At 60.4% G+C, this 16125-nt stretch carries 13 protein-coding genes and 1 pseudogene; 9 read left to right on the top strand and 5 right to left on the bottom strand.

Annotated features, from left to right (window positions below):
* Positions 1-66: 66 nt before the first annotated feature.
* The 3 genes from AC5J09_RS08530 to AC5J09_RS08520 are packed head-to-tail and all read left to right on the top strand — an operon-like array spanning position 67 to position 3567.
* Positions 67-1554, top strand: coding sequence for a sugar ABC transporter ATP-binding protein (locus AC5J09_RS08530; RefSeq protein ID WP_494297408.1), 1488 nt, complete (start codon positions 67-69; stop codon positions 1552-1554).
* A gap of 14 nt (positions 1555-1568) precedes the next feature.
* Positions 1569-2570 carry an ABC transporter permease gene (locus tag AC5J09_RS08525; RefSeq protein ID WP_494297407.1) on the top strand — a complete coding sequence of 334 codons (1002 nt, stop codon included), beginning with the start codon at positions 1569-1571 and terminating at the stop codon, positions 2568-2570.
* A complete protein-coding gene (locus AC5J09_RS08520; RefSeq protein WP_494297406.1) occupies positions 2563-3567 on the top strand; it encodes an ABC transporter permease in 1005 nt (334 codons plus the stop codon). The genes AC5J09_RS08525 and AC5J09_RS08520 overlap by 8 nt, the downstream gene beginning before the upstream one ends.
* 233 nt (positions 3568-3800) lie before the next feature.
* On the opposite strand, the gene AC5J09_RS08515 is transcribed toward AC5J09_RS08520, so the two are convergent.
* Positions 3801-4427: a glucose-6-phosphate isomerase gene (locus AC5J09_RS08515; protein ID WP_494297405.1), complete on the bottom strand. Its 627-nt coding sequence runs from the start codon at positions 4425-4427 to the stop codon at positions 3801-3803.
* A 245-nt stretch (positions 4428-4672) separates the two neighbouring features.
* Between AC5J09_RS08515 and AC5J09_RS08510 the strand changes: the two genes are divergently transcribed.
* From AC5J09_RS08510 to AC5J09_RS08485, 6 genes are all read left to right on the top strand, one after another.
* Positions 4673-5641, top strand: coding sequence for a sugar ABC transporter substrate-binding protein (locus tag AC5J09_RS08510; protein ID WP_494297404.1), 969 nt, complete (start codon positions 4673-4675; stop codon positions 5639-5641).
* An 87-nt stretch (positions 5642-5728) separates the two neighbouring features.
* A complete protein-coding gene (locus AC5J09_RS08505) occupies positions 5729-7243 on the top strand; it encodes a sugar ABC transporter ATP-binding protein (protein WP_494297403.1) in 1515 nt (504 codons plus the stop codon).
* Positions 7240-8235, top strand: a complete 996-nt coding sequence (locus AC5J09_RS08500; RefSeq protein ID WP_494297402.1) for an ABC transporter permease — start codon at positions 7240-7242, stop codon at positions 8233-8235. The genes AC5J09_RS08505 and AC5J09_RS08500 overlap by 4 nt, the downstream gene beginning before the upstream one ends.
* Before the next feature lie 195 nt (positions 8236-8430).
* Entirely contained in the window at positions 8431-9450 is a 1020-nt protein-coding gene (locus AC5J09_RS08495) for a galactitol-1-phosphate 5-dehydrogenase (protein WP_494297668.1), read from the top strand.
* Positions 9451-9492: 42 nt separating this feature from the next.
* Entirely contained in the window at positions 9493-11022 is a 1530-nt protein-coding gene (locus AC5J09_RS08490) for an FGGY-family carbohydrate kinase (RefSeq protein ID WP_494297401.1), read from the top strand.
* Positions 11019-11999, top strand: coding sequence for a sugar-binding transcriptional regulator (locus AC5J09_RS08485; protein WP_494297400.1), 981 nt, complete (start codon positions 11019-11021; stop codon positions 11997-11999). Before AC5J09_RS08490 ends, AC5J09_RS08485 begins: the two co-directional genes overlap by 4 nt.
* Before the next feature lie 95 nt (positions 12000-12094).
* Here the strand turns inward: AC5J09_RS08485 and AC5J09_RS08480 are convergent.
* The 4 genes and pseudogenes from AC5J09_RS08480 to AC5J09_RS08465 form a co-directional block, all read right to left on the bottom strand.
* Positions 12095-12251: pseudogene (locus AC5J09_RS08480) on the bottom strand (NAD(P)/FAD-dependent oxidoreductase); the annotation flags it as partial.
* 7 nt (positions 12252-12258) lie between these two features.
* The gene (locus AC5J09_RS08475) at positions 12259-13395 is read right to left on the bottom strand and encodes an alpha-hydroxy acid oxidase (protein WP_100670100.1); all 1137 of its coding nucleotides are present in this window, start codon (positions 13393-13395) and stop codon (positions 12259-12261) included.
* A 114-nt stretch (positions 13396-13509) separates the two neighbouring features.
* Complete coding sequence (gene guaD, locus AC5J09_RS08470) at positions 13510-14826, bottom strand: guanine deaminase (protein ID WP_324763574.1); 1317 nt, start codon at positions 14824-14826, stop codon at positions 13510-13512.
* The gene (locus AC5J09_RS08465; RefSeq protein WP_379939238.1) at positions 14823-16055 is read right to left on the bottom strand and encodes a urate hydroxylase PuuD; all 1233 of its coding nucleotides are present in this window, start codon (positions 16053-16055) and stop codon (positions 14823-14825) included. The genes guaD and AC5J09_RS08465 overlap by 4 nt, the downstream gene beginning before the upstream one ends.
* Between the last annotated feature and the right edge of the window lie 70 nt (positions 16056-16125).

Genomic DNA, 16125 nt, shown 5'->3' with positions numbered 1-16125 from the left:
CTTCAGGGCAACCCCGTTCCTGCGTTCCAACGGAAGACGACCGCACGCGGATTGAGGCAACGACGCATGAAAGTTGAACCGACCCTTTCCCTATCCGGCGTCTCAAAATCCTACGGCGCTGTAAAAGCCTTGAGGAATGTCAGCTTCGACGTACAGAAAGGAGAGGTCCACGCCATTCTGGGCGAGAACGGCGCCGGCAAGAGCACGACGTTGAAAATCATCAGCGGCGGGGTGGAGCCTGACGAAGGCACGGTAAAGCTTTCGGGCCATGACGTGAAAGCTACGGCGCAATCGCATGGCGACGTGTCCATGGTGCACCAGGAACTTGCGGTTTTCCCCAACATGTCGGTCGCCGAGAATATCTTCCTGGATCGAATGCCGAGAATGGGCATACGCATCGATAGCGCCCGCATGAATGCCCGCGCGTCCGAGCTGCTGATGCTGTTCGGACTGCAACTCGATCCGCGGATGCTTCTCGGGGAACTTACGACCGGGCAGCAGCAGATCATCGAAATCCTGCGCGCCATCGAGCGCAACTCGAGCCTGCTCATTCTCGATGAGCCGACATCCGGCCTGAACAATACCGAAGCGGAAACGCTTATGGGCCTGATCAAGCATCTGCGCGCCAAGGGCCACACGGTCCTCTATGTTTCGCATCGGCTTCATGAAGTGCTCGACATTGCCGACAAGATCACGGTGCTGCGCGACGGCCAGTATGTCGATACGCTCGTCAACGACAATCTGACCGAGGACGATCTGATCCGCCGTATGGTTGGTCGCGACCTTGCCCTTGCGGAGGTGGCAGGACGGAACGCGCCCGCTGACACACCGGTGGCGCTTGCCGTCGACGGCCTGTCATTGCCAGGAAAATTCGAAAACATGTCACTCGATGTCCGCCAAGGCGAGATCGTCGGCGTCTTTGGACTCGAGGGTTCGGGTGCTGAAGACTTTTCACGCGCGCTCTACGGCATCGAGCTGGCGATCGGCGGGCGTATCGAACTGCTGGGCAAGCCGGTGCCTCACCCCGCACCCGCAGAAATGATGCTACGCGGCATGAGCTACCTCAATGGCAACCGCAAGCAGGCCGGGCTCTATATGGACCGGAGCATCGCCGATAATGTCTCGGCGCCGGTGCTCGACCGGGTTTCGCGCTTCGGCCTGGTCAATAGCGGAGAGATCAGGGCAAGGGCGAACGCGGATATCAAGCGCTTTGCCATTCGCGTGCCGAGTGCCGATGGCCGACCAGGAGAACTCTCCGGCGGCAATCAGCAGAAGGTCATGTTGTCTGCCTGTTTTGCCAGCGCGCCTGAAGTCGTCGTGCTGAATGAACCGACACGCGGCGTCGATGTCGGAGCGAAAGCGGAGTTGCATGAAGCCGTTCGCCGCGAAGCCGCGACGGGCAAGTCCTTCCTGGTGTTTTCCTCGGATCTACCCGAATTGCTCAGGCTCGTGCACCGCATTGTGGTGATGCGGTCGCGCCGTCGTGTCGGCGAAGTGGCGGGGCGGGACATGAGTGAAGAGGCTGTCATGGCGCTTGCCGCCGGCCGCAGCTGAACGACGAGAGGAACATGACAATGTCAACCGTGAGCCGGGACCACACTGCCGAAAAGCCGAAGACCAGAAACGGCTCCGGTTTCGGGTCCAACATCCTGCCGCTGACGACGGTCACACTGGCGATCTTCGTCTTCCTGGCTCTGACGCGCGACAATTTTGCCAGCAGCCAGAATCTGAGTTCCATCCTGTTCGGCGTGTCGGTTGATTTCATGGCCATTGTCGGCTTCACCTATGTGATGGTGATGCGGGAGATCGACCTCTCCGTCGGATCGGTGTTTGCGCTGGCGGGCACGCTGATGGGCGCGCTGCTCGTTGCCGGCTGGCCTATGTGGATGGCGGCCATCGTCGTGCTGGCCCTGGCTGCAACGATCGGCCTGATGAACGGGTTTCTGGTCGTTCGGTTCAATATCAATTCACTGATGCTGACCATCGGCACGATGCTGCTGGTCAGGGGACTGTCGAATGTGCTGGTGAACGAACTGGGTGGACAAACCTATCCGCGCGCCTTTCGCAGCCTGTCGCGCACGAGCTTGCTGGACGTGAAGCTGACCGTGATCATCATGGTGGTGCTCGTACTCGCCGGATGGGCGTTCGAGCGCCGTTCCGCGCTGTTCAGGAAAATGTGTTTCATCGGCGACAATGTTCGTTCAGCCACCGTTCATGGCATACGCGTGGGACGGATCAAGATGGGCGCCTTCGTGCTGAGCGCTGTAATGGCCGGTGCAGCCGGCATCTTCACCGCCTCCCGCATTGCCAGCGCCGATATCCGCATGGGGCTCGGCCTGGAATTCGTCATGGTAACGGCTGCCATCGTCGGCGGCGCCAGCCTCTTCGGGGGACGCGGCCATCTGCGCGGCTCGGCACTGGGTCTGCTGCTGCTGGCCTTGGTGCTAAATGGAATGATCATGTACAATATCGAACCCGTCTTCCAACAATTCATCATCGGCTTCCTGCTGATCCTGACGGTAGCGATCGATACGCTGCTCAACCGGAGCAAGGGTCAGGACCATGGCTGAGATCCGCAAGACCACTTTCCTGCGCTCGGCCCGACTGGAACAGGAGGCGCTCACCCTCGTCGTCGCTCTGATGATGGCGGTCGTCCTGGCATTCCTGTCGCCGGCTTTCCTTGACGTCAACAATCTCGTGTCGCTGCAGACATCGGTGGCCCCAAACCTGATCGTCGCCATCGGCATGATGACATTGTTCATGATCGGCCGTTTCGATCTTTCCGTCGGTGCCGTGATGGGGATTTCGGGCATCGCGGCGGCGATGGCGCTGGATGCCGGCGCGACGGTGCCGCTCGCGGTCGCGGCAGGCCTCATGACCGGCATAGCCATCGGCGCGTTCAACGGCCTGATGGTGGCTTATATCGGCATCAATCATCTCATCGCCACGCTTGGCGTTCTCTATATGACGCGCGGCGTCATCGAAGTCATCATGGTCGGCGAAAAGCTGGCCGGCTTCACCGGGTTTCCGCCCGAATTCACCGGCCTGGCGCAGTGGACGTTGCCTGGCCTCTCCGGCCTGTTCTTGTTTTCGGTGCTGCTATGCCTGGGTTTCGAGGCATTTCTTCGCACAACCGTTACGGGTAGAAGGCTGCTGTTTCTCGGCGGCAATCCGCAGGCCGCCACGGCGATCGGATTGAATGCACGCCGGATCCAGTTCCTCGCCTTCCTCCTGTCCGGCGGCCTGGCCGCCCTGGCGGGGGTGTTGATGACGGCACGCGCCGGCATGGCGAACCGCTACATGGGTGAAGGCTTGGAAATGCAGATATTCATCGCCTGCCTGATCGGTGGCGGCTCGATCGCCGGCGGCAAAGGCTCCTATCTGGGTGCCTTCATCGGGGTAGTCTTCATCACGGTGCTGACCAATGCCTTCAACCTTCTGACGGTTCCGTCCGAATGGCAGGCTGTCGCGATCGGCACATTCCTGATTGCCGTCGTGGTCATCGATGCCGTCATCGTCCTGCGGAAGTCCGGCCGACCTTGGCGCAGTTTGGTCTGGAGAAGCTGACGGCACGGGTCGTCGCCTCACCTTGCCCATCGCCTCCTGCCGCCGGCGCAGCCTGCCGGTGGGGCGTGCGCGATGGTGCTGTCGAGCATCAGATTCTGAACGTCGATCGGCTCCAGCTAAGGTCTGTTGAGGTTCCGGCCACCCGCGGCGGCTTGTTTGATCGCCTCATTCCTGTGCTCGTCACAGGGACGAAGGTGCTGACGGGGAACACCAGACAGGGTCCCCGACAGTCTTCAGTCAACTCTCGACATGATGTCTTCTACAAGCGACTGGTGTCTCCCTGAATAACCGGCGTTATCGACTGTGGTCCATCCACCGTTCCCGTCATCCACAATACGGCTCCGCATTCCCCCCGCCTTCGCAATGATGTCGTAGTCCTGACCGGCATCCGCGGGATAGGAAAATGTCATTACAAGTGGTTCCAGGCCGACGTTGACGGAACGGTGGATCCAAAAGGGTGGCACATAGCACATAGTCCTTGCGCGTATTTCGATCGTGCGAATCTCGCCATGGGGCGATTCCAGCAGCATCACGCCTACCCCAGCCTCGCCATAATACATCTCCGGCCGATTGGGTGTGGCATGGATGTGGCCCCGCGTCATGAAATACTCGTCACCGATCTTCCCAGGCTCCATGCGCGTGACGCCGATGATGATGTCACCGGCATTGGCCGATGGCTTGTAATCCGTAACCTCATAGGCGACGTCATCACCGCGGGTTGCGATAAGCGCCTGATATGCGCTCTCGTCTCGATACAGCCCTGCAAGATCCCGGAAGGTTTTGACATAGCGGTTCGTCGCACCCTTCAACTGGCCTGTTGCAACATCGACCTGACAGACTCCCGGCTCAAATAATATCAACACTTTTCTCCTGTTCTCAAATTTCGTAGCAAAACTACCAAATAAAACTGCGAGCGCAAGTCCCTGCGCCTGCTGCAGGGGAAACCTGGTCGTTTTCTGCCTGTTGCAGCGCAAAATTTGTCACTTATGTGGCGCCATATCAAAAATGGGGCTGATTTTGCTTGACCATTCTCAAGGCGTGTAATTAGACTACGTAATGGAAGCCGAAACTGCTTCCTGTCTCATGGAAATCGGAGGAGTTACCCATGAAGAAATCAATCGCAGGATGCATGTTGGCTCTCATGGCGAGCGTTGCTTCCGTTGGCATCGCAAACGCCGCCGACTGCAAGGTTGGCATCGCCATGTACACGCTTGGCGCACCTTATTTCGCCGCTCAGGTGGCGGCAGCGGAAGATCAGGCCAAAAAGGCCGGTTGTGAAGTTACCAGCGCCGACGGCCAGAACGACATGACCAAACAGATTGCGGATGTGGAGGACATGGTGGCGCGGGGGGTTAATCTGCTGATCCTCAACCCGCGCGATCCGGAAGGCCTTGTCGCGGCCGCAGACGCTGCAACGGCCGCTGGCGTGAAGGTCGTGGTCATGGACTCCTCTATCAACACGAAAGCCAACGTCGTCACCCAGGTCCGCTCTTCCAATGACCAGAACGGCGTGCTTGTCGGCCAATGGCTTGCCAATGCCATGAAGGGCAAGCCGATGAAGATCATCCTTCTATCGGGAGACAAGGGTAACGAAGTGGGCCGCGATCGCCGCCTCGGCGTCTTCAAGGGCCTTGTCGAAGGCCAATTGGTCAACGACGGCAAGGTCAGTTTCGAAGTCGTGGGCCAGGGCTGGGGTGGCTGGGCCCATGAAGGTGGCCTCGCCGCGATGGAAGACCTTCTGACAGCGCATCCGGACGCCAATGTCGTTCTTGGCGAAAACGACTCGATGGTGCTTGGCGCCATGAAGGCTCTCGAAGCACAAGGCAAGACCGACGTTCTCGCTCTTGCCGCAGCGGACGGCCAGAAGGAAGCATTGGCACTGATCAAAGAAGGCAAATACGGGGCAACCGGGCTTAACGACCCGGACCTGGTCGCGCGTACCGCGGTCGATATCGGGCTCAAAGCAGTCAACGGCGAACTGCCGACCGACTTCCCGAAGCTCAATCTGACGACACCGGCCGTCATCACCAAAGAAAACGTCGACAAATATTATCGCGCCGACGCCGTTTTCTGATCTGCTCCTCCCAGGAGGCTGCAAAGCCGCCGCGGACTGGACAACGGGGCTCCTGCCTCGTTGTCTGCAGCCATTGTTAGGAGGGCCATGGTGACCGAACTTGCCAATCTGAAATCAATCTCCAAGTCCTTCGGGGGCATTCACGCGCTTCGGTCCGTGAATTTCGACGTGCGGCCGGGGGAGGTTCATGCCCTTCTCGGCGAGAACGGTGCTGGAAAATCCACCCTTATGCGCGTTCTGGGCGGCGAGATTATCCCCAGCCAGGGAGAGGTCGTCATTAATGGAAAGCGCACCGAGCTTCGCGATCCTCGAGACGCACGCGCACTTGGCATCGTCGTGATCCACCAGGAGCTTGCCCTTGCCCCTGACCTCAGCGTGGCAGAAAACATTTTTCTCGGAGAACTGCCGGCTTTTATTTCCCGATTCAGCCTGCGAAGACGCGCAAAACAGCTGATCGACCGTCTGGGTTTCGATATCGATCCCGGGCGCCTTGTCGGCACACTGTCCGTCGCCCACCAGCAGGTGGTCGAGATCGCCAAGGCGCTTTCGCAGGACATCAAGATCATCGTCTTCGACGAGCCGACCGCAGTGCTCGGTGCTCAGGATGCGATGAAACTGCACCAGATCATCCGGGGCCTGCGCGATCATGGAGTCGGCATCGTCTATATTTCGCATCGCCTCGATGAAGTGTTCGATATCGCCGATCGAATGACAGTAATGAAGGATGGGGAGACGGTCGGAACGGTCGCGACGACGGACGTCAAGATCGACGATATCATTCGCATGATGGTCGGCCGGCCAATCGCCAACATGTTCCCAAAGCGCTCGCAGCGCACCATCGGCGCCGAGCTGCTCAACGTGAAAAAACTCAATGCGGGCCGGATGGTCCGCGATGTCAGCTTTTCTGTCCGCGCCGGTGAGATCGTCGGGCTTGGAGGCCTGATCGGATCAGGCCGCACGGAAGTCGCACGCGCGATTTTCGGCGCTGATCCGCTGGACAGCGGCACGATCAGCCTCAAAGGGAAGGCCCTCAAACTCAAATCGCCCAGAGACGCGGTGAAGGCCGGTATCGGGCTCGTCCCGGAAGACCGCAAGGAGCACGGCGTCGTCATCGACAAGCCGATCCGCGTCAATGCAACCATGGCCAGGATGTCGTCGGTCGTGAATGCCTTGGGCTTCCTCAAGCCAGGCTTGGAGCGCACCGACGTCACCGCACTTGGCAAGAGCTTGCGGCTCAAGGCTTCCAGTATCGATGCGCCGGTTTCCAGTCTGTCGGGCGGCAACCAGCAGAAGGTCGTGCTGGCGAAATGGTTCCACGCCGGTGGCGACGTCATCATTCTGGACGAACCCACACGCGGGGTCGATGTCGGCGCGAAGACCGAAATCTATGCTCTGATCAACAAGCTCGCCGAAGACGGCAAGGCAGTTCTGGTGATTTCCTCTGAACATCAGGAACTCTTTGGTCTTTGCGATCGCGTTCTGGCCATGGGCCAAGGGCAGATCCGAGGCGAACTGACACCCAGCAACTACTCGGAAGAAAATCTGCTTGGCCTGTCGATGATGGGCGGAGCCAGAGCGAGCAACCAAGGCAGCCAGGTATGACCCACACAACAGACACAGCGACGCCGCAGGAACAGAAGGGTTTTGTCGACTATCATTCCATCGTTCAGCGTTTCGGGACCCTGGCCATCTTTTTCGTGCTCGTCGCCGTAGCGACCTGGTGGTCGGACAGTTTTCTCACGCGCGGCAACCTCCTCAACGTATTGCGGCAGGTTGCCTCGACAGCCGGCATTATGGCCGTCGGCATGCTGTTCGTCATCCTGACGCGCGGCATCGACCTTTCGGTCGGATCGGTCATGGCCCTGGGTTCCGTACTCACGGGCTACTTCTGCGCGATGTTAGGCTATGGCACCGGGGCGACCATCTTTCTTGTCTTGTTGTGCGGCGCTGTCTGCGGCCTGGTAACGGGCGGTTTCATCGCGTATCTCAGGCTGCCGTCCTTTGTCATGTCGCTTGCCATGATGGCAGTCGCGCGCGGCCTTTCCCTGATCATTTCCGAGGGGCGACCAATTCCGCTCAGCGATGCGGGCGCAGCTTTCAGCAGTTTCGGTTCCGGCTTCGTGCTGGGCATTCCCCAACCAGTCATTTTGATGTTCGCAATCTATATCGCCGGCGGTGTCGTCCTCAACTTCACCCGGTTCGGACGGGTCATTACGGCAATCGGTTCCAATGAGGAGGCTGTCCGGCTCTCCGGTATCGCCGTCTCGCGCTATATCGTCGCCGTCTATGTGATCTCCGGTTTGCTCGCCGGTTTGGCAGGTATCATCGCCGCGAGCCGCACAGGCGTCGGCTCTGCTCAGGTAGGCATCGGGGCCGAACTCAATGTGATCGCCGCCGTCGTCATCGGCGGGGCGAGCCTGATGGGCGGGAAGGGTGGCGTCATCAACACGCTGCTTGGCGCTTTGGTCATGGGAATTATCACCAACATCATGAACCTTGCAGGCGTACCCGGCTATCACCAGCAGGTTTATATGGGAGCGATCATCGTCGTTGCCATGCTGTTGCAGTACAGCACCGGCTCTCTGAAGCGATGAAATCATTCTCCGGCAGATAACGACGTAACAGTTGCAGAGCCCGGCTTAATGAGACGGACGGCATGAAGGCCGCCCGTCGACAGGTCCACGTCGCGAAAGTTCTCGCATGTGATTAATCGTCACGAATGTGACTTACGCATTGACAGCTGTTCTAGCAAAGGTAAGCAAATGACGCAGATGCTAACAGGAGACGCCATGCGCGCCATCGTGCTCCACGCCCCGGGCGATATACGGCTTGAAAAGCGGCCAAAGCCGGTGGCTGGCCCCGGAGAGGTCCTGCTGCGCGTCGCATCCGTCGGCGTGTGTGGGTCGGATCTGCCCCGCATGCTGGTCAAGGGCGCATGGAAGATGCCTGTCATCACAGGCCACGAGTTTTCCGGCCATATCCATGCGCTCGGTGAAAACGTCGAAGGCTGGGAAATCGGCGAGCTGACCGCTATTGCGCCGCTGATGCCGTGCAATCAATGCATAGAATGCAAGACAGGCAATTTTTCCCGATGCCGCGACTATGATTACTTCGGTAGCCGCCGCGACGGCGCTTATGCGGAATTTGTCGCCGTCCCGGTCGAAAATCTCATCAAGACACCGCAGCACGTCGATCCCAGGGCTATCGCCATGACCGACCCTGCCTCGATCGCTCTCCATGCCATCTGGAAGGCCGGCGGTATAACGGCCGGCCAGACCGGGGCCGTCGTCGGGTGCGGCCCGATCGGTCTGTTCGCGATCCAGTGGATGCGCACCATGGGGGCCTCCAGGGTGATCGCCGTCGATGTCACGGAGGAGAAACTCGCCTTGGCGCGTCAGGCGGGCGCCGATCTATGCATCCTGTCTGCCGATTTTGCCGACAACAAGGAACGAGCCGATCTTGTGATCGAGGCCGTCGGTATCGATTCGACGATCAACGCTGCCGTCATGCTGGCTGCGCCGGGCGGACATGTCACGTTTATCGGGATACCTGTCCCCGATGTGAAGCTTTCGAACGCGACGTTCCAGAGGTTCTTGCGTCAGGAAGTTTCACTGCACGGCTCGTGGAACAGTTTCGGCGCGCCTTTTCCCGGCCCGCAGTGGACGACAACCGTCCAAAAATTCGCGACCGGGGAACTGAAGTGGGAATTCATGATCTCGCATGATCTCGACCTTGCCGAACTGCCTGGTATCTTTCAGCGCTTCGCGGCGAAGGACCTGCACTTTTCGAAAGTGTTGTTCCGCCCCTGATCGTTCGGGAGACGATGGGGCAAACAGGGAGGCAAGTTAGGGATGGTCGCAGTTCTCAGTCTGGATTTTGGAACCGGCGGCGCGAGGGCAGCGATCTTCGACACGCAGACGAACCACATCGTTGCACGTGGCGAGGCGCCTTACCGAACGCAGCATCTTCCGCCCAACCGCGCCGAGCAGAATCCTGAAGACTGGATAACCGCGCTCGTCTCGCTCGTCCCCGATGTCGTTGCAAAGGCTGGTTCGCCCGATATCGCTGCGGTTTGCGTAGCGACCTTCGCCTCGACGGTTGTACTCTGCGACCGGTCTGGCAAGCCGATTGCCCCTGCCGTGCTCTGGATGGACGCGCGCGCGGCCGACGAAGCCGCGTTCACCGAAACCGTGGACCATCCCATTCTCGCAGACAGCGGAGGCTCGGATGCCGTCGAGTGGCTGGTCCCGAAAGCCATGTGGTTCGCGCGCCGAAAGCCCGACCTCTGGGCACGCACGGAAGTCATTTGCGAGGCTCTGGATTTCGTCAATCACCGGTTAACCGGTGTATGGGCCGGCTCTCTGATGAATGCCACATGCAAGTGGAACTACGATAGCCGGAACCGCAAGTTCTGCGAGGATCTCTATGCCCTGCTCGGCGTGCCGGACCTTGGGGCCAAGCTTCCGCAGCGAATTGTGGACATAGGAGACGTCGTCGCTCCCATGCTTCCCGAGATGGCACGTACGCTTGGCATTCCGGGTAATCCTGTCGTGGTGCAGGGTGGCATAGACGCGCATATGGGAACATTCGGTGCCGACGCGGTGACGCCAGGCTCCATGCTGTTCATCGGCGGGACATCGAATGTCCACCTCACGCAGGTACCGGATGACGGGCGTGATATCCGCGGGGTCTGGGGTCCTTACCCCAACGCTTTGACGCCCGGCTTGAGAATGATCGAGGGCGGCCAGGTCTCGGCTGGTTCCATTCTTCAGTGGCTGAGCAACACCATCTTCGGGCTTGATGATGCCGGCTTCCGGTCGCTTTGCGCGGCCGCTGGCGCTATCGAGCCGGATTCCACCGGGCTCCTGGCGCTGGATTATTGGATGGGCAACCGTACACCCTACCGTGATGCACGGCTGCGTGGCGCGTTTTTGGGTTTGTCGCTGTCTCACGACCGGGCCAGCATCTACCGTGCTGCTGTGACTGCGGTCGCACTCGGGGCGGCCAATGTCGTCTTCGATCTGGAAAAGCAGGGGGTGGCGATCGATCGGATCGTCATGTCTGGCGGCATCATGAAAAACCGTCTTTGGCTCGAGGCAACCATCGATGCAATAGGTAAGCCCGTGGAGCTTGCACTCGATGACAACCTGTCACTGCATGGCGGCGCCGTCGCCTGTACGGTGGCGCTTGGACTGTTTCCGGACCTGACGACCGCGGCGCATGCGTTGCGCGCGCCTGTCGTGAAAAGAACGCCCGATTTCAATCGTCATAGACAATATCTCGCTATGCTTGCCGACTACCGCGAAGCTACGGATATCCTGACGCCCGTCTTCCATAGGCTTTCCGGGACAGTCGAAAGCACACGGACGGAGAGAGTATGAAAGACGAAAGCGAACGCGCCAGCAATCGCCTGCCGATGGACGAAAGCCGCGAGCACCTGATGGTCAAGGTTGCGCGCATGACCTACCAACAGGAACTGAATCATTCGGAAATCGCTGCTGAGACCGGCTTGAACCGCTGGCAGGTTAGCCGTCTCCTGCAGGAGGCGCGCGACCTCGGCATCGTGCGCATCGAAATCATTCCACGCTCGCCGCGCCGCCCCGACCTGGAAACGGCCTTGCAACAAACCTTCAACCTGAACGATTCTGTCGTGGTTTCCAGCGACGGCGAACAGGCGCAGAGTTTGGACACCGTCGCTCAAGCCGCCGGCCAGTACATTGCTTCCATCAAATCCAATGGCGCAACCGTGGGCGTTTCCTGGGGGCGTACGATGGGCGCCGTTGCGCATTGGCTTCCGCTTCAATGGAGCGATGGCGGCGAGGTCGTACAGATCAATGGAACGGTCGCACCCATTTCCGGCGTCACGTATCATAACGATGTCGCCGGGATCTTCGCACGCAAGGCAGGTGCCCGCCTTGTGCCGCTGCCAGTGCCGGCAATTGTCGGCCAGCGCGTCACTCGCGAGGTGCTCGAACGCGACCGGATCGTCGCCGATGTTCTGACCAAGGCGCGCTCGGCACAGATTCTCGTTTTTTCCTGCGGAAACCTGAGCGAGGAATCGGTCCTTGTCCGCTCCGGTAACATTTTGAAGGACGAACTGGCCACGCTTCTTTCAAAAGGTGCGGTGGGCGATGTGCTTGGCCGTTTCATCGATGGCAATGGCGAGATCGTCGACGCGGAATTGGACGCCCGCACGATCGGCCTTTCGCTTTCCGAGCTGAAAACGAGTGGAAAGGCTATCGGCATCGCGGCCGGCAGCGAAAAATTCAATGTGGTCCTTGGTGTGCTTCGCGCCGGCCTGGTCAATGTCCTCGTCACCGACGAGGCAACAGCGACATTCGCGTTGGAGCACGCATGAGTGCCGACCATTCTCAAGGCTCTAGGCCTAATATCGCCCGTAATCGGGACCGCGCTCGGATCCGAGATGTTCGAGGGTTACGCCATCGACCGGCGCCGGATGAAGAGGGCTCCGGCTTCGCCGAGGTCGATGATATTGGCGTGTTGGTACGCCTGACAGTTCGGCAGCGGCATTGTTGCCCGCGAAGGCGCCCATGCGTGTGGCGTGCTGGCGCGACATAAGTGCGTAGTTGCCGCAGTCGTCGCAAGCAGCGCACTTGCTACTCGGCGATGATGTCGCGGCCGACCTCCGTGATGCGGCGTTTGCCGCAGAGCGCCATGGTCGTATCCATCTCCTTGCGGATGATGTCGAGCGCGAGCGTGACGCCTTCCTTGCCGAGCGCGCCGAGGCCGTAGAGGAACGGGCGGCCGATATAGGTGCCTTTCGCACCGAGCGCGATCGCCTTCAGGACGTCCTGGCCGGAACGAATGCCGCCGTCGAGGTGTACCTCGATCTGGTCGCCGACGGCGTCGACGATGCGCGGCAACATGCTGATCGAGGAATGCGCGCCGTCGAGCTGACGGCCGCCATGGTTCGAGACAATGATCGCGTCGGCGCCGGTCTTAGCCGCCATTTTCGCGTCTTCCGGATCGAGAATGCCCTTGAGGATCAGCGGACCGCCCCAGCGCTCCTTGATCCACTCGACGTCCTTCCAGGAAAGCTGCGGGTCGAACTGCTCGTTCGTCCAGGCCTGAAGCGAGGAGAGGTCGGTTACGCTCTTGGCGTGGCCGAGAATGTTGCGGAAGGTACGGCGGTTGGTGCCGAGCATCTTCATGCACCAGCCGGGCCGCGTCGCCATCATCCAGAGGTGTTTCGGCGTCAGTCGCGGCGGCGCGGACAGGCCGTTGCGAAGGTCCTTGTGGCGCTGGCCGAGGATCTGCAGGTCGAGCGTCAGGACCAGCGCGGAACACTTCGCGGCCTTGGCCCGGTCGATCAGATTGAGGACAAATTCGCGCTCGCGCATGACATAGAGCTGGAACCAGAACGGCTTCGTCGTTACTGAGGCAACGTCCTCGATCGAGCAGATGCTCATGGTCGACAGCGTGAACGGGACGCCGAAAGCCTCGGCCGCCTGGGCCGCCAGCATCTCGCCGTCGGCATGCTGCATGCCCGTCAGGCCGGTGGGGGCGAGCGCGACCGGCATCGAGACCTTCTGCCCGATCATCGTCGTTTCGAGCGACCGGTCGGACATGTCGACCAGCACCCGCTGACGCAGCTTGATCCCGGCGAAATCCTCCTCGTTGGCGCGGTAGGTTCCCTCCGTCCATGCGCCGCTGTCCGCATAATCGAAGAAAAGCTTCGGCACGCGCCGTCTGGCCAGGGCCTTGAGGTCCCGTATTTCGAGAATCTGCGTCATGGATCGGCCTCATCGAGTGAATGACAGGCGAGCCCTTATCATGATTTCGGAGGACTTGTAATAGACGCAGAAAACAAGAGGTCAAAAAATCTTACCTCTTGTTTCCAGGGCTGCTCAATCGGCGCCAAGGGCCGATTTGCAAGGCTTTCCGGCGACGTAGGTCTCGACCACGGCGCGGTCGTCGCCCATCGTCTGCAGCAGAAAGAGTTCGTCGGCCAGCGAATTGACCACTTCGGCCCTGAGCGCCATTGCGGGCGTCGCCGCCATGTCGAGCACCGTAAGGTCCGCATCGGATCCGGGCTCGAGCGTGCCGATGCGGTCGGCAAGAGACAGTGCCTCGGCATTGCCGCGGGTCATCATGTAGAAGCTGTCTAAGGGGTTCAGCCTTTCGCCCTGCAACTGCAGGATCTTGTAGGCCTCGTCGAGCGTCTTCAGCATCGAGTAGCTGGTGCCGCCGCCGATGTCCGAGGCGACGGAAACGCGCACCGGTTTTTGGCGGCGCTTCAGCGCCCGCAGCGGAAACAGGCCGGAACCGAGGAAGAGATTGGAGGTCGGGCAGAAGACGGCCACCGAGCCGGTCTCGCTCATCGCATCCGCCTCGCGCTCGGAGAGGTGGATGCAATGACCGAACAGGCTTTTCGGTCCCAGCAGACCATAGCGGGCGTAGACGTCGGTATAGTCGGTCGCCTCCGGATAGAGTTGCGAGGTAAAGGCGATTTCGTCGCGGTTCTCCGAGAGATGCGTCTGCACATGCAGGTCGGGAAACTCGCCGACGAGCGATTTTGCGACCTCCATCTGCTCCGGCGTCGAGGTGATGGCGAAACGGGGGGTGATCGCCACATGGTTGCGGCCCTTGCCATGCCAGTCGGCAATGACGGCGCGGGTCTCGTCATAACTCATTTCCGGCGTGTCGAGCAGGCCCTGAGGCGCATTGCGGTCCATCATCACCTTGCCGGCAACCATGCACATGCCGCGCTTCAGGCTCTCGGCGAAGAAGGCGTCGGCGGAGGTCTTGTGCACCGAACAGTACGCCGTCGCCGTCGTCGTGCCGTGGCGGATCATCTCATCGAAGAAATGGCGGGCGATCCGCTCCGCATGCGCCGTTTCGACGAAGCGGCATTCCTCGGGAAAGGTGTAGGTGTTCAGCCATTCGAGCAGATCGGCCGCGTAAGAAGCCATTACCTGCATCTGCGGAAAATGCAGATGCGTGTCGATGAGCCCCGGCACGATCAGATGCGGGCGGTGATCGAGCTCGGGGACATCCTCGGGTGCTGCCGCCTTGACCGCTGCATAGGCGCCGGATGCCATGATCACGCCGTTCTCGACGAGAAGGGCGCCGTCGCTTTCGTAAGCATAGGCAGCACTGTCTTCGATGCCTTGAGGTTCGCGATGGAAGCTCAGCAGGCGGCCGCGAATGAGGGTGGATGTCATCGTGTCTCCCCGACGGCGCTTTCGAACCAGGCCGTCACCAACCTGCGCTCTTCCACCGTCATGTCGCTTATGTTGCCGGGCGGCATGGCATGGCTGCGTCCCGCCTGGATATAGATTTCCCGCGCACGGGCAGCAATTTCGGCGTCGCTTTCGAGCATGACGCCGTTGGGAGCCCGAACGATTCCTTCATAGACCGGATCGGCCGCGTGGCACATGCTGCAGCGGGTCGAGATCGTTTCCCGGACTGCGGGGAAATGCGCGTTTTCCGCAAAGCGCCTGAAGGCCGGTGCCGTCTCGGCTCGCTCTTCTCCCGTCAGTATTTTCGGCGCCGTCGAGAGCCACATGATCAGGATGAACAGGAGTGTGGTGACGAGCCAGGTCCAGGTCGGCTTACCCTTGCGCGCATGCGTGGTGTTGAACCAATGACGGATCGTCACGCCCATCAGGAAGACGAGCGCCGCGATGATCCAGTTGAAGGCCGTCGCGAAGGCGAGCGGATAGTGGTTCGAGAGCATGAAGAAGATGACGGGCAGCGTCAGGTAGTTGTTGTGCAGCGAACGCTGCTTCGCCTGCGCGCCGAGCCGCGGATCCGGCATGCGGCCGGCGATCAGGTCGGCGACCACGATCTTCTGGTTGGGGATGATGATCAGGAAGACGTTGGCCGACATGATGGTGGCGGTGAAGGCGCCGAGATGCAGGAAAGCGGCGCGGCCGGTGAAGACCTGGGTATAGCCCCAGGCCATGGCGACCAGGACCAGATAGAGCAGCGCCATCAGTCCCCAGGTGCTCTTCCCGATCGGCGATTTGCAGAGAAGGTCATAGAGGACCCAGCCGAGACCGAGCGAGGCCAGCGAGATCAGGATCGCGGTGGTGGCCGAAATGTCCAGGACATGCCGGTCTATGAGGAAGAGGTCGGCGCCGCCGTAATAGACGATGCAGAGCATGGCGAAGCCCGAGAGCCAGGTCGCGTAGGACTCCCACTTGAACCAGGTGAGGTGCTCCGGCATGGCGGCCGGCGCCACCAGATATTTCTGGATGTGATAGAACCCCCCGCCATGGACCTGCCACTCCTCGCCATAGGCGCCCGGAGGCAGATGGTCGCGTTTTACGAGACCGAGATCGAGCGCGATGAAATAGAAGGACGAGCCGATCCAGGCGATGGCGGTGACGACATGCAGCCAGCGGACGGCGAAGGCCAGCCATTCCCAGGCAATGGCGAATTCATACATTCGGGGTCCCTTTTCTCTCCGTTGACGCAGCTTGCGAGAAAAAGCCGAAACGGGAAAGGGGCGTTCTCGG

The organism is Sinorhizobium sp., from assembly GCF_059070375.1.
The sequence above is the reverse complement of the archived record's forward strand: the minus strand, read 5'-3'. Positions and strand labels throughout refer to the sequence as shown.